Raw genomic sequence first — 12,772 nt, 5'->3', positions numbered from 1 at the left:
GCCAGCGCGAGAAGCCGAAGCGCTCGCGCAGCAGCCCCGGCGCCACGTCGCCGGCGAGCAGCGCCGCCTCGAGCGGCAGCGTCCCCGAGCCGCACATCGGGTCGAGCAGCGGCCCGCCCGCCGCCGCCACGGCGAGCCAGCCGGCGCGGACGAGGACCGCCGCGGCGAGGTTCTCCTTGAGCGGCGCGACGACGGTCTCCGCGCGGTAGCCGCGCCGGTGGAGGCTCTCGCCGGAGAGGTCGAGCGACACGCGCGCCGCGGTTCCCCCGAGGTGGACGTTGACCCGCAGGTCCGGGCGCGCCAGGTCCACGGAGGGGCGGCGCCCGGCGCGCTCGCGGAAGCGGTCGACGATCGCGTCCTTGACCTTCTGGGCGCCGAAGACCGTGTGCGCGATCGCGGGGTTGGCGCCGGAGAAGTCCACGGCGAGCGTCCCGTCGGGCGCGAGGTGCTCCTCCCAGGGCAGCGCGCGCACGGCGGCGTAGAGCTCGGCGGCGTCGGCGGCGGCCACCGGCGCGATCGCCAGCAGGATGCGCGAGGCCAGCCGCGACCAGAGACAGGCGCGGTATGCGGTCTCCAGCGTTCCGGCGAAGGCGACGCCGGCGACGGTCTCCTTCACGCCGGCCGCCCCGAGGCCTGCCAGCTCCGCCGCGAGCAGCCCCTCGACGCCGCGGGGGCAGGTCGCGAACAGGGAGAGGCCGCCGGTAGTCATGGCAGGGGATTCTACCCCGGTCGCCCCGCCGCCGGCGGGCCGGCCATCGGGGGCGTGAGCGGCGAGCCCCGGGCGCGCTACCGGCGCATCCGGGCGTTGCGCAGGAGCAGCGAGCTGGTGACGACGCTGACCGAGGAGAAGGCCATCGCCGCCCCGGCGATCATCGGGTTGAGGAGGAAGCCGAAGAACGGGTAGAGCGCGCCCGCGGCGACCGGGATGCCGACGCTGTTGTAGAAGAAGGCCCAGAAGAGGTTGCGCTTGATCGTGCGCATCGTCGCGCGCGAGAGGTCGATGGCCACGGCCACGTCGCGCACGTCCCCGCGCACGAGCACGATGTCGCCGGACTCGATCGCCACGTCGGTCCCCGTGCCGATGGCGATCCCCACGTCGGCCTGCGAGAGCGCCGGCGCGTCGTTGATCCCGTCGCCGACCATCGCGACGACCGCCCCCGCCTCCTGGAGCTTCCTCACCTCGCCGGCCTTGTCGCCGGGGCGCACCTCCGCCAGCACCGCGTCGATGCCGAGCTGGCGGCCGATCGCCTCGCCCGCGAGGCGGTTGTCGCCCGTCATCATGACGACGCGCCGGCCCATGCGCCGCAGCGCGTCGACCGCGGCGCCGGCGTGCTCCTTGAGCGTGTCCGCCACCGCGACGGCCCCCGCCAGCTCGCCGGCGATGCCCACGAGCACGGCGGTCTTGCCCTCGGCCTCCAGCGTGCCGACGCGCGCGCCGGCCCCGTCGAGCGCGAAGCCCAGCTCCTCCATGAGCGCGCGGTTGCCCACGACGACCTCGCGGCCCTCGACCATCGCGCGCACGCCCTTGCCGGTCACCGACTTGAAGTGCGCGGCCGGCGGCACCGCGAGACCGCGCGAGGTCGCGCCGCGCACCACGGCCTCCGCCAGAGGGTGCTCCGAGAGCTTCTCGACCGCGGCGGTCAGCCGCAGCAGCTCGTCCGCGGGGACGCGGCCGAGGGCGACGACGTCGGTCAGCGCCGGCGCGCCGCGGGTGAGCGTGCCGGTCTTGTCGAAGACCACCGTCGTCACGGCCTGCGCGCGCTGCAGCGCCTCGGCGCTCTTGATGAGGATGCCGTTCTTCGCGCCGAGGCCCGTGCCGACCATGACGGCGGTCGGCGTCGCCAGCCCGAGCGCGCAGGGGCAGGCGATGACCAGGACCGCGATGAAGATCGAGAGCGCGGCGGCGAAGGACGCGCCGGCCAGCAGCCAGACCCCGGCGGCGACGACGGCGATCGCGACGACCACCGGCACGAAGATCGCCGCGACGCGGTCGGCGAGCGCCTGGATCGGCGCCTTGGAGCCCTGCGCCTGCTCGACGAGGCGCACGATCTGCGCGAGCACGGTGTCGCGGCCGACGCGCTCGGCGCGGAACCGGAAGGAGCCGGTGCCGTTGACCGTCGCGCCGGCGACGCGGTCGCCCGGGCCCTTCTCCACCGGGATGCTCTCGCCCGTGAGCATGGACTCGTCGACGCTCGAGTGCCCCTCCGTCACGGTGCCGTCCACCGGCACCTTCTGCCCGGGCCGCACGAGCACGACGTCGCCGACCAGGACCTGGTCGATGGGGACCTCCGCCTCCGCGCCATCGCGCACGACGACGGCGGAGCGCGGCGCCAGCCCCATCAGCGCGCGGATGGCCTCGGAGGTCTTGCCCTTCGCGAGCGCCTCGAGCCACTTGCCGAGGACGATGAAGGCGACGAGGACGCCCGCCGTCTCGAAGTAGAGGCGGTGCGCGGCGTGCGGGTCGCGTCCGGTCCAGACGAGCACCGAGGCGGCGAGGCTGTAGAGCCACGCCGCGCCGGTGCCGAGGGCGACGAGCGTGTCCATCGTCGCGGCGCCCGTGCGCGCGACCGCCAGGATGCCGCGGCTGTAGAAGACGTGGTTGACGGCGAGGATCGGCGTCGTCAGCAGCAGCTGAACCAGCGCCATGGTGCCGCCCGACCACGCGGGCAGCGGCAGGCCCGCGTGCCCGCCCATCGCGAGGTAGAGCAGCGGCAGCGCCAGCCCGAGCGAGACCGCGAAGCGCAGGCGCAGGGACGCGATCTCGCGGCGGCGCTCCTCGCGCTCGCGGTCCGTCGTCTCCGCGTCGGGGAGCGCGCCGCCGGCCGCCTCGGCGCGCGGCTCGTAGCCGGCCTCGGCGATCGCGTGCTCGAGCGCCTTGGGCGTCACGAGCTGCGGATCGAAGTCGACGGTCGCCTTCTCGGAGGCGAAGTTCACCCGCGCGTCGGCGACGCCGTCGACCTTCTTCAGGGCGCGCTCCACCGCCGCGACGCAGGCTGCGCAGTGCATGCCCGCGACGCCGATCGTGACGCTCTCCTGCGCCGGCTTCCGTGCCTCGTCGCTCATCGTTGTGTTCTTCTCCGCGGGGGCGGCGTCGGGTCCGTCCCCGCGGGTGTCCGGGCCCCGAACCGGGGCCGATCCGCTAGCAGCCTCAGCCGCCGCCACCGCCGCGCAGCAGAATCCATCCCGCCCACACGACGACCAGAACGACCCACCAGTACTGCTCCATCGTCCCTCCTTCAGGGTTGCCGGTAGCGGCTCAGCAGCAGGAAGATCTCCTCCGCCTTGCGCTCGCGCTCCTCGGCCGCCGCCCCCTCGAAGCTCTCGCGGACGCAGCGGCGCAGGTGCTGGTGCAGGGTCAGGTCCTGGACGCGGCAGAGCGCCTGGATGACCGAGCGCAGCTGCGGGAGCACTTCGGCGCAGGCGCGTCCCTCCTCGACCATGCGCCGCACGCCCCGCACCTGCCCCTCGATGCGGCTGAGCCGCGCGAGCAGGGCGTCGCGCGTCGCCGCGCCCGGACCGTCATTGAGTTCCATGCCGCAAATATAGGATACCCCCGTATGGTATGTCAAGCCACGCCCTTTCGGGGCTCCTTTCGTGAACCCCTTGACGCCGGCACCGGGCGGCGGGAAGATCCAGTAGCTCGAAGACCGACCTTCCTCGATCGTCTCGAGGGGAGGCCGGCCGATCCCGAGGGGGACACCATGGACGATCGTGCCTTTGCACGACTTCGCTGGGCGGCGTACGGCCTGGTCTTCTGCCTCTACGCGCTCCACTTCGCGGCGTGCGCCCAGAGCGCGCTCCCGGAGTTCGCGCGGATGTTCGATGAGTCGGACATGCAGGCCAATCTGAAGTGGGCCGAGTCGATCAGGGAACAGGGCCTGCTCAACCCGCGGCCCTTCCACCCCTACACCGCGTGAATGCGGCAGATCGCGCCGTTCGACGTGTGGCTCCAGTGGTGGGGCTCGCCCGCGGTCTATCAGCAATCGCCGCTCTATCCCTACGTCCTGGCGGCTATGCTCGCCGTCACCGGGAACATGCTGGTCGTGCACTTCCTGCACCTCATCGCCGGCTTCCTCCTGTGCGTGAGCATCGGCGCGCTCGCCGGGGAAGTTTCGCAGGACCGCACCGTCGGACTTGCGGCCTTCGTCCTCAGCGGTCTCTACGGCCCCTTCTACGCGTACTCGTGGCATCTGCTCCACGACGCGCCCAGCTGGCTCGTCCTGTCGACGTTCGCGCTCCTGCTCATCCGGTGGTGGCGGGCGTGGAGCATCGACGGCGTCCCCTCCCGCCGGCTTTCCGTCCTGCTCGGTCTCGCGCTCGGCCTGGGCGTCCTGGCCGACGAGGTGTTCTACCTGCTCACGCTCGTGACGGCGCTCGCCGCCGGCCTCGCAGCGAGGCGCCGCCGCGACGTGCGGCCGGTCATCCCCGTGTTCGCCGCCTTCGTCCTGTGCGTCTCGCCCCTGGTGGCGAGAAACCTCCTCGTGGGGGCGCCGCTGCATGCGACGTCGACCCGGTTCGCCGAGACCTTCATCGAGTACAACGCGCCGGGCGCCACGGGCACCGACCTGGTGATCCCCCGCGAGATGGGGCCGATCCTCGCGCGCTCGGGCGGCGCGGCGGTTCCGGTCGTCATCGAGACGCTGGCGAGCTACGAAGGGGCGTCCGGCGCGTGGGCGGCTAAGATGGCGCGCAAGGTGCTGGCGCTGGCGGACCCCTACGAGTCGCCCGACAACGTGAACCTCTACTACATGGCGCTCCTGTCGCCGCTGGTCCGCTGGGGCGTCCCCCACTGGCTGATCATCGTTCCCGGCGTCCTGGGCCTCGTCCTGAGCCTCGCGAGGCGCGACGAGGCGTGGTCGCTGTTCCTGGTCCTCTTCCTCTGCGTGGCCGCGGGGGTCATGCTGGTCGGGCCCAGCTCCCGCTACCGGCAGATCCTCTGCGTCTTCTGGATACCGTGGGCCGCCTGGTACGTCGGTTCGATGCTGCGTTCCGCGCGCGCCCCGAGGCTCGCCGGGCTGGCGCTGATCCCCGTGGGGTGGATCCTGTGCGTCGGCACGGCCCCGCACCGGTCGCCGGGCAGGATCTACCGGCAGTCGGAGTTCGTCGTCGCGGCCGACATCTACGAGGCCCGCGGGGAGCACGACAAGGCGCGGGCGCAGCTGCTGTTGTTCGAGGAGCTCCAGCAGCCCGGCCGCGGGGACTGACGCGGCGTCTTGTCCGCGCCGGCTTCGGCGTGCTACGGTTGACGCCGATGAAGGAGCACAGGCCCTGGGGGCACTACGAGGTCCTCGCCGACGCGGCGGACCACAAGGTCAAGCGCATCACCGTCGACCCCGGCATGCGCCTCTCGCTCCAGCGCCACAAGCGCCGGAGCGAGCACTGGCACTTCCTCGCCGGCGAGGCGGTCGTCACGGTCGACGGGCAGGAGGTCGCGCTGCGCCCCGGCGACTCGGTGAACATCCACTGCGGGGCGGCGCACCGGGTCCGCAACGCGGGCGCCGAGCCGGTCGTCTTCATCGAGGTGCAGCGGGGGGATTACTTCGGCGAGGACGATATCGAGCGCCTCGCCGACGACTTCGGCCGCGTGTAGTCGGCGGCCGCAATCGGCCTGCGACTGCGTCACGCTCCTCGGGCTCTCCTGCGGCGGGCACGAGCCCGCCTCAGAGCCCCCATCGTCGCGTTCCTTGTCTCGGCTCGATTCCGGCTGCCTCCAGCCTGTGCTCAAGCGGCTGGATTCGCGGTCGCTGCGGGTCTCCTTGCCAGGACGAAAGATCTGACCGCGGCGGATCAGGCCCGCGGTCCATTCACTCGGATCGCCTTCGGGTGCCTCCCGCTGATCTGCCGAATCCGAGGACCCCCGGCCGCTCAGACGGAATTGTTGACCCGCCCAGACCGTCGAGAAGGGTCCGGATGCAAGGAGGGCGAGTCCTGAGGAACGAGGCGGCCTTGTGCGGCCGCCGCAGTGACGAAGGGCGAAGCCCGACGCCGCAGGCGGGCCCTTATCGACGGTCTGGGTCCAATAGTCCCACGAGGTTGGAGTACTCGTCCGTCCAGACCACCGGCGCGAGCGATGACGGGGGACGTGAGCGCACCGCCATCGCGCGCTCCTCGGCCGAGAAGGCGCCCGTCGGCGCGATCGCGGCCCAGGTCGCCGGCAGTTCCGCGTCGTCCGCCGGCCGGCTGTCGGTGATCAGCGCGTCGAGCCCCGCGTCGCGCGCGACACCGACGATCAGCGGCCGCAGGTCGAGGTAGCGGTTGCTGACGTGGAGCATGATGCGCCCGCCGGCGGCAAGGTGGGCGCGGTAGAGCGCCACGCACTCGCGGGTCAGCAGGTGCGCGGGGATCGCGTCCCCGGTGAAGGCGTCGACGATGAATAGGTCGAAGCCGCGCGGGCCCGCGGTCAGCTCGCGTTCCAGCGAGAGCCGGGCGTCCCCGAGCACGACCTCGACCTTCCCGCGGGCGTCGGCGAGGAAGCTGAACGTGTCGCGGGCCACCGCCTCGACGGCCGGGTTCAGCTCGTAGTAGCGCAACAGGTCGCCGGCCTGCGTGTGCGCGGCGATCACGCCGACGCCGAGGCCGACGCAGCCGATGCGCAGCGATCCGTCGCCCCCGCGGGCGCGGGCGGCGTCGCGCGCGGCGCGCAGGCCGGCCGCCAGGCCGCTGCTGGCGCCGAAGTAGACGGTCGGCTGCCGGCGCCGCGCCGGGTCGGTGTACTGCGCGCCGTGGAGGATGCCGCCGTTGGTCAGCTCGAAGCGGTGCCGCGCGGGGTCCTCCGGGTCGCGCTCGATCACCTGGAGGGCGCCGTAGAAGTTGCGCTCGGCGCGCACCGTCTGCGCCATCGCCACCAGCGTGTGCCAGCGCAGCGCGCCGACGAGCGCCAGCAGGCTCAACGCGGCGCCCGCGAGCACCGCCTTGCCCCGCGCCGCCGCGCCCGCGGGACGGTCGCGCAGCGCCGCGACCAGCGCCAGGCCCCAGCAGGCCGCCAGTGCGACGTGGTACTCCCAGTAGCCCTTGAAGATCGCCGGGGCGATGAACGTGACGAAGGCCGTCCCGAGCGCGCCGCCGGCCGAGAGCAGCAGGTAGTAGCCGGTAAGCCGCCGCGGCGCGGGCTTGAGGCGGGCCATCTCCCCGTGGAGCACGAGGCACCCGATGGCGAGGTGGGCCAGGAGGATGGCGATGCGCGCCAGCAGGCCGATGGCGAAGCCGAGGAAGAGCGTCGCGGCGGCGGCGACCGTGGCCGCCGCGAGCAGCGCCAGCATCGGGCCGCGGCGATACCAGCGATCGCCGGCGAAGACGACGATGAAGCTCGCCAGGTAGATCGACAGCGGCAGGATCCACAGCAGCGGGATCACCGCCACGTGCTGGCAGAGGTAGTGCGTCGTCGCCGCCATGAGCAGCGACCCGGTGAGCGCAAGGCCGAGCACCAGCGCCGTCCAGGCCGGGCCCGAGTCCCGCGCGCCGACGTCGCCCGTCCGCGCCGTTTCTGCCGCCGGGGCCGCGGGCAGCGGCGGCGCGGCCCGCACCAGCCCGACCGCGCAGAAGCCGACCGCGGCCACGAAGAGCCCGTACCCGCCGGACCAGAGCGCGCGCTGGGCGCCCAGCGGGAGCGCCGGCTCCACGAGGAAGGGGTAGGAGAGCAGGCCGAGCAGCGAGCCGAAGTTGCTCAGCGCGTAGAGGCGCCAGGGCGCGCCGGGCGAGCGCAGGGTGTACCAGCGCTGGAGCAGCGGTCCGTTGGCGGAGAGCATGAAATAGGGGAGTCCCACCGTGGCGGCGAGGAAGGCGAGGATGCGCGGCACCGGCCAGGACTGGTCCGGCGGCTTCCACGCCGCGCCGGCGGAGATCGGCAGGAACGCCAGCGAGGCGGCCAGCAGCGCGAGGTGGAGCACTCCCTGGACGCGCGGTGCCAGGCGTGTTCCCGCCAGGTGCGCGTAGAGGTAGCCGGCGAAGAGCACCGCCTGGAAGAAGAGCAGGCAGGCCGACCAGACCTCGGCGCTGCCCCCGAACCAGGGGAGCAGTTCCTTGCCGGCGAGCGGCTGCACCTGGAAGAGCAGGAACGCGGAGAGGAAGATCGCGGCGGCGTGCGCGGGCATGGCGCATACCTTGCCGTGCCCGCCGCGCCGAGTCAATCGGGGCGGCCATCCGCGCGTCCGCGCGGATCTTGGTGCTAGAATCGCGCGCCATGGAGCGCCAGGGACGCATCGCGAAGGCCGCCGGCGCGATGTCGGCCGCGACGCTCGTCAGCCGGGTCCTCGGCCTGGTGCGGGACATGACCCTCGCGAGCTTCTTCGGGGCCGCGGGCACCTCGGACACCTTCTTCGTCGCCTTCCGCATCCCGAACCTGCTGCGCGAGCTCTTCGCGGAAGGCTCGATGTCCTCGGCCTTCGTCCCCGTGCTCACCCGCGTCGAGTCGGGGGAGGGGCGGGCGGAGGCGACGCGCCTCGTGCGCGCCGCGCTGACCCTGATGCTGCTGCTCGTCGGGGGGGTCTGCGCGCTCGGGATGCTGCTGGCGCCGCAGATCGTCGCCGCGATCGCGCCGGGCTTCCTCGCCGACCCGCCGAAGCTCGCCGCCACCGTGCTGCTGACCAGGATCATGTTCCCCTTCCTGCTCTTCGTCAGCCTCGCCGCGCTCGTGATGGGGGCGCTCAACACGCGCCGCATCTTCTTCGTGCCGGCGCTGGCGCCGGCGGTGCTCAACCTGGTCTGGATCGCGTCGGTCCCGCTGCTGGCCGGTCGCGTCAGCCCGCCGGTGGCGGCGGTCGCCCTCGGCGTGGCGGTCGGGGGCTTCGCGCAGCTGGCGTTCCAGCTCCCCTCGTTCCTGCGCGCCGGCTTCTCGCTGGCGCCGTCGGGCGCCTTCGGGCACCCGGGCCTGAGGCGCATGGGGCTGCTGCTGGTGCCGGCGACCATGGGGATGGCGGTGGCGCAGGTGAACATCTTCGTCAGCAACATCCTCGCCTCGTACCTGCCGCAGGGGAGCATCACGCAGCTCTACTACGCGATGCGGCTGGTGCAATTCCCGGTGGGCATCTTCGGGGTGGCGATGGGCATGGCGGTGCTGCCCGCGCTCTCGGAGCACGCCGCGCGCGGCGAGACCGACCGGCTGCGCGAGGACTTCTCGTACGCGCTGCGGCTGCTGTTCTTCATCACGGTGCCGGCGATGGCCGGGCTCATCGCGCTGCGCGGGCCGATCGTGAACCTGCTCTTCCTGCGCGGGCGCTTCGATGTGGCGGCCGCCGACGGCACGGCCGCGGCGCTGCTGTGCTACGCGCTCGGCGTCTGGGCGATGGTCGGCGTGCGCGTGGTCACCGCGACCTTCTACGCGCTGCAGGACACGCGCACGCCGGTGCGGGTCGGCGTGGCGGCGGTCGCGGTGAACCTCGGGCTGAGCCTCGCGCTCATGAAGCCGCTCGGCCACGCCGGCCTGGCGCTGGCGACGGCCTGCGCGTCGATGGCGAACTTCGCGGTGCTCTTCGCGCTGCTGCGCCGCCGCGTCGGCAGGCTGGAGACCGGGAGGATCGCCCGCTCGCTGGCGCGGACGGTCGCCGCCTCCGCGGCGCTGGGGCTCGCGGGGTGGGCGCTGCTGCGCGGTGATCTCTGGACGGCCGGCGGGCACACGGCGCTGAAGTCCGCCGTCTTCGCGGGCGCGGCGGCGGTCGCCGTCGGCGTCTATCTCGGCGCCGCCCGCCTGCTCGGCAGCGAGGAGTTGACGGCGGTCCTCGCCCTCGTCCGCCGCAAGACCGGCAAGGCCTGATTCTTCAGCGGTGCCGCTTGTGCTCTGACTGCACTGCCCGGTGGGGAGCGGACTTTTTCGTCCCGGCAAGGAAGCGACAAGCCCGCGCGGAGGCGTACTGGTGTACGCCGCACAAGCGAGGCGAGGAGCGACGCCGCTGGGGCGGAAAAGGCCCTCGCCAGCGGGCGGTGCCTAACGGGCGTAGAGGATCAGGACGATGGCGATGATCCAGAGCAGGATGTTGACCAGCAGCGGCCGGTCGCCGACGACCGCCTGCGTCGGGTCGCCGCCCCACTCCTTCTGGTGCACCAGGTAGAGGTAGCGGAAGATCCCGTAGAGGACGAAGGGGATGGTCAGCGGCAGCCGCGACGTGTGCAGCTTCTGGTGCACGGCCGGGTCCATCGTGTAGAGCGCGTAGCAGACGAGCGTCGACGTCGTGACCACCGCGATCATCTGATCCAGGTAGTAGGGACTGTACTCGGCGAGGATCGGCCGGTGCGACGCCGCGCCGGCCTCGAGCAGCACCAGTTCGTGCCGGCGCTTGCCGAAGCCGAGGAAGAGCGCCAGCAGCGAGGTGCAGAGCAGCAGCCACATCGAGAGCGGCACGCCGGTCGCCACGCCGCCGGCCACCACCCGGAGCAGGAACCCCGACGCGAGCGTCATCACGTCGACGATGACCACGTGCTTGAGGGCCCGCGCGTAGGCGAGGCTGATCGCCAGGTAGGCGCCGAGCACGAGGACGAGCCCCGGCCCGACGAGTGCCGCGCCCGCCAGGGCGAGTGCGCCGAGCACGGCCGCCGCAGCGCCCGCGACGCGCGGCGCCAGTTCGCCCGCCGCGATCGGCCGCCGGCACTTGCGCGGGTGCTGGCGGTCCTGCTCGCAGTCGAGCAGATCGTTGACGAGGTAGACGGCGCCGGAGGCGAGACAGAAGAGTGCGAAGGCCGCAGTCGCCAGTCCGAGCGCCCGCGGCTCGCGCGCCTGCTGCGCGAAGACCAGGGGCGCGAACACCAGGACGTTTTTCACCCACTGCTGGGGCCGGGCGCTGCGGACGATCGCGATCACGGACACGGCATCAGACCTTCGCAATCTGCTCCGACTCGAGCTCGACCGTCGCCGAATAGCCCACGAGCGAGAGCAGGATGCGCACGCGGCCGCCCTCGTCGACGTAGCGGTCGAAGATGCCGTAGAGGTCCTTGAGGGGCCCCGAGCGCACGACGACGGCCTCCTGCGGCCGGAACTGGTAGTAGGCGATCAGCCGGTCGCGCCCCGTCTCCTGGGCGCGGATGGCCTCGATCACGACGTCGTCGACCGGCCGCGGGTCCTCCCAGCCGCCGAGGACGCGGGCCACGCCGCGCGTGAAGGTGATGGTCTTCCACTCGCGCGGGAGGTCGAGCCGGGCGAAGAGATAGTTCGGGAAGAGCTGCTTCACCTGGGCGAGCTTGCGCGTGCCGCGTACCGCGCGCACCTCGATCTTCGGGTTGTAGACCTCGAGCGCGAGCAGTTCCTGCAGTTGTGCCGCCACCCGGTCGGCCTGGTGCGGCTTGCTCTGGACGATGTGCCAGCGGCGCATGGGGTGATTGTCACCGGCGCCGGCGGCAAAGGCAAGCGCCGCGTCCGGCGACGCCGGCGCACGATCTCTCCGCGGCGCTCGGGCCGCGCGCAGCGGGTGATTCAAGTCACGAAGTATTGCGGAGCGCATTGCCTAGGATTCCCTGGCGCGCGGAGCGCATGGAGCCGGATCGGGCGCGGACGGCTTCAGAGATGCCTGCCGGGGAGAGGAGGCGAGATGGCGATGCCGGCTCACGCGATCGACGAAACGCACATGAAACGCAAGGAGAGCTTGAAGAAATGAAGAAGACGATGCTGTTCCTCGTGGCCGCGCTGGCCGTGGTCTCCCTGTTCTCTTCCTCGGCCTCTGCCCGGAGCCAGTACCTGGACGACGTGAACAAGACCTGCGGTACGGCGTACGACTGCAGCTTCTGCCACGAGACCGCGAACAAGGCGGCCTACCTCGCCAATGGCGCCTGCACCTTCTGCCCCACGGCGACCGCCTGTGCGACGCCTCCGCCCCCGGCCCCCACCTGCACCGACGCCGACAAGGACGGCTATTTCGCCGAGCCCGGCTGCGCCCAGCTCTATGACTGCGACGACCACAACTTCAACATCAATCCCGGCGCCCGCGAGATCCCCTGCGACGGCATCGACCAGGACTGCAGCGGCGCGGACAAGCTCAAGGGCAAGGGCTGCGGCAAGCGGTAAGCGCTCAGACGGATTCCGGGAAAGGCCGGGCCCGCGCCCGGCCACCCCGCCCGCGCCGCCCGGAGGTCGCGGGACCGGCGCTTCGGTTGACAACAACGCCGGCTGCCCTATGATGCCGACCCGACAATGGCGCTGCGCATCTTCAACACGCTCACCGGCCGCAAGGAGGAGTTCGTCCCGCTCGCCCCGCCGCGCGTCGGCATGTACGCCTGCGGGGTGACCGTCTACGACCTCTCGCACCTCGGGCACGCCCGCGGCGCGCTGGCCTTCGACGTCGTGCGCCGCTACCTCGCCTTCGCCGGCTACCAGGTCAAGTACGTCCGCAACTTCACCGACATCGACGACAAGATCATCAAGCGCGCCGCCGAGCGGGGCATGGGGATCGCCATGCAATTGGGTTTTTGTCACGATCATATATATTTAATGTTGCTGGGTCTTTTCGATCTCGAAGAAGTCCGCGGTATTTGTCGCCTATGTAAAGAAAAGTTATTTCTCTTAGACTCTTGGATTGACCATGTTCCGCAGCAAGAAGTCTTCCGTACGATGTGCCAAGTCCCTCCGCTGCTCCCCACAATTTAAACGTTGCATTAGATGGACCTTGTACAAAAAAAGCTGTAAAATAATTGTTCCATGCTTGGTCTGCAGGTTCAAAGCCAGAGATATACTTTTCACCAGTGGCTGAAGCAAGCCCATTTTGTATACTATTAAGAATCCCAGCATCTCCCCATGATATCCAAGAGCCCGGCTCGCCAAGCTCTTCTTTTATAAAGGCATCCAAGATCCCAT

11 protein-coding genes and 1 pseudogene are annotated in these 12,772 nt (G+C 71.5%); 6 read left to right on the top strand and 6 right to left on the bottom strand.

What is annotated here, in order from left to right; genetic code table 11:
- The 3 genes from VI078_01650 to VI078_01640 all read right to left on the bottom strand — a co-directional run.
- Positions 1-709, bottom strand: a 709-nt coding sequence (locus VI078_01650; GenBank protein HEY5997992.1) for a THUMP domain-containing protein, incomplete at its 3' end; no start/stop codon positions are given.
- Positions 710-786: 77 nt separating this feature from the next.
- Complete coding sequence (locus tag VI078_01645; GenBank protein HEY5997991.1) at positions 787-3,063, bottom strand: heavy metal translocating P-type ATPase; 2,277 nt, start codon at positions 3,061-3,063, stop codon at positions 787-789.
- Between the two features lie 173 nt (positions 3,064-3,236).
- Entirely contained in the window at positions 3,237-3,533 is a 297-nt protein-coding gene (locus VI078_01640) for a metal-sensitive transcriptional regulator (GenBank protein HEY5997990.1), read from the bottom strand.
- Between the two features lie 168 nt (positions 3,534-3,701).
- Here VI078_01640 and VI078_01635 point away from each other — a divergent pair, with 168 nt between their 5' ends.
- Genes VI078_01635 through VI078_01625 form a run of 3 tightly spaced genes read left to right on the top strand, consistent with a single transcriptional unit; the run spans position 3,702 to position 5,590 of the window.
- Positions 3,702-3,917, top strand: coding sequence for a hypothetical protein (locus tag VI078_01635; protein HEY5997989.1), 216 nt, complete (start codon positions 3,702-3,704; stop codon positions 3,915-3,917).
- Positions 3,918-5,204, top strand: a complete 1,287-nt coding sequence (locus tag VI078_01630; GenBank protein HEY5997988.1) for a glycosyltransferase family 39 protein — start codon at positions 3,918-3,920, stop codon at positions 5,202-5,204. It begins immediately after the preceding gene.
- A 47-nt stretch (positions 5,205-5,251) separates the two neighbouring features.
- On the top strand, positions 5,252-5,590 hold the full coding sequence (locus VI078_01625) for a phosphomannose isomerase type II C-terminal cupin domain (protein ID HEY5997987.1): 339 nt from the start codon (positions 5,252-5,254) through the stop codon (positions 5,588-5,590).
- Positions 5,591-5,999: 409 nt separating this feature from the next.
- Here VI078_01625 and VI078_01620 read toward each other — a convergent pair whose 3' ends face one another.
- On the bottom strand, positions 6,000-8,090 hold the full coding sequence (locus tag VI078_01620; protein ID HEY5997986.1) for a fused MFS/spermidine synthase: 2,091 nt from the start codon (positions 8,088-8,090) through the stop codon (positions 6,000-6,002).
- Between the two features lie 89 nt (positions 8,091-8,179).
- On the opposite strand from VI078_01620, the gene murJ reads away from it, so the two are divergent.
- The gene (gene murJ, locus VI078_01615; GenBank protein HEY5997985.1) at positions 8,180-9,748 is read left to right on the top strand and encodes a murein biosynthesis integral membrane protein MurJ; all 1,569 of its coding nucleotides are present in this window, start codon (positions 8,180-8,182) and stop codon (positions 9,746-9,748) included.
- A 171-nt stretch (positions 9,749-9,919) separates the two neighbouring features.
- Here the strand turns inward: murJ and VI078_01610 are convergent, their stop codons facing one another.
- On the bottom strand, positions 9,920-10,795 hold the full coding sequence (locus VI078_01610; GenBank protein ID HEY5997984.1) for a decaprenyl-phosphate phosphoribosyltransferase: 876 nt from the start codon (positions 10,793-10,795) through the stop codon (positions 9,920-9,922).
- 4 nt (positions 10,796-10,799) lie between these two features.
- Entirely contained in the window at positions 10,800-11,297 is a 498-nt protein-coding gene (locus tag VI078_01605) for a transcription termination/antitermination NusG family protein (GenBank protein ID HEY5997983.1), read from the bottom strand.
- A 278-nt stretch (positions 11,298-11,575) separates the two neighbouring features.
- On the opposite strand from VI078_01605, the gene VI078_01600 reads away from it, so the two are divergent.
- Entirely contained in the window at positions 11,576-11,986 is a 411-nt protein-coding gene (locus VI078_01600; GenBank protein ID HEY5997982.1) for a putative metal-binding motif-containing protein, read from the top strand.
- Between the two features lie 126 nt (positions 11,987-12,112).
- A pseudogene (cysS, locus tag VI078_01595) lies at positions 12,113-12,361 on the top strand (cysteine--tRNA ligase).
- Positions 12,362-12,772: the final 411 nt, after the last annotated feature.

Source organism: bacterium (genome assembly GCA_036524115.1).
In the GTDB taxonomy this organism is placed as follows: domain Bacteria; phylum JAUVQV01; class JAUVQV01; order JAUVQV01; family DATDCY01; genus DATDCY01.
Note: the sequence above shows the minus strand (reverse complement) of the source record. Positions and strands in the feature narration are given on the sequence as shown.

Bases quoted from the DNA above. Each gene is read 5' to 3' on its own strand.
- murJ (HEY5997985.1), top strand. From the start codon at position 8,180: ATGGAGCGCCAGGGACGCATCGCGAAGGCCGCCGGCGCGATGTCGGCC.
- VI078_01635 (HEY5997989.1), top strand. From the start codon at position 3,702: ATGGACGATCGTGCCTTTGCACGACTTCGCTGGGCGGCGTACGGCCTG.
- VI078_01620 (HEY5997986.1), bottom strand. From the start codon at position 8,090: ATGCCCGCGCACGCCGCCGCGATCTTCCTCTCCGCGTTCCTGCTCTTC.
- VI078_01640 (HEY5997990.1), bottom strand. From the start codon at position 3,533: ATGGAACTCAATGACGGTCCGGGCGCGGCGACGCGCGACGCCCTGCTC.
- VI078_01600 (HEY5997982.1), top strand. From the start codon at position 11,576: ATGAAGAAGACGATGCTGTTCCTCGTGGCCGCGCTGGCCGTGGTCTCC.
- VI078_01605 (HEY5997983.1), bottom strand. From the start codon at position 11,297: ATGCGCCGCTGGCACATCGTCCAGAGCAAGCCGCACCAGGCCGACCGG.
- VI078_01630 (HEY5997988.1), top strand. From the start codon at position 3,918: ATGCGGCAGATCGCGCCGTTCGACGTGTGGCTCCAGTGGTGGGGCTCG.
- VI078_01625 (HEY5997987.1), top strand. From the start codon at position 5,252: ATGAAGGAGCACAGGCCCTGGGGGCACTACGAGGTCCTCGCCGACGCG.
- VI078_01645 (HEY5997991.1), bottom strand. From the start codon at position 3,063: ATGAGCGACGAGGCACGGAAGCCGGCGCAGGAGAGCGTCACGATCGGC.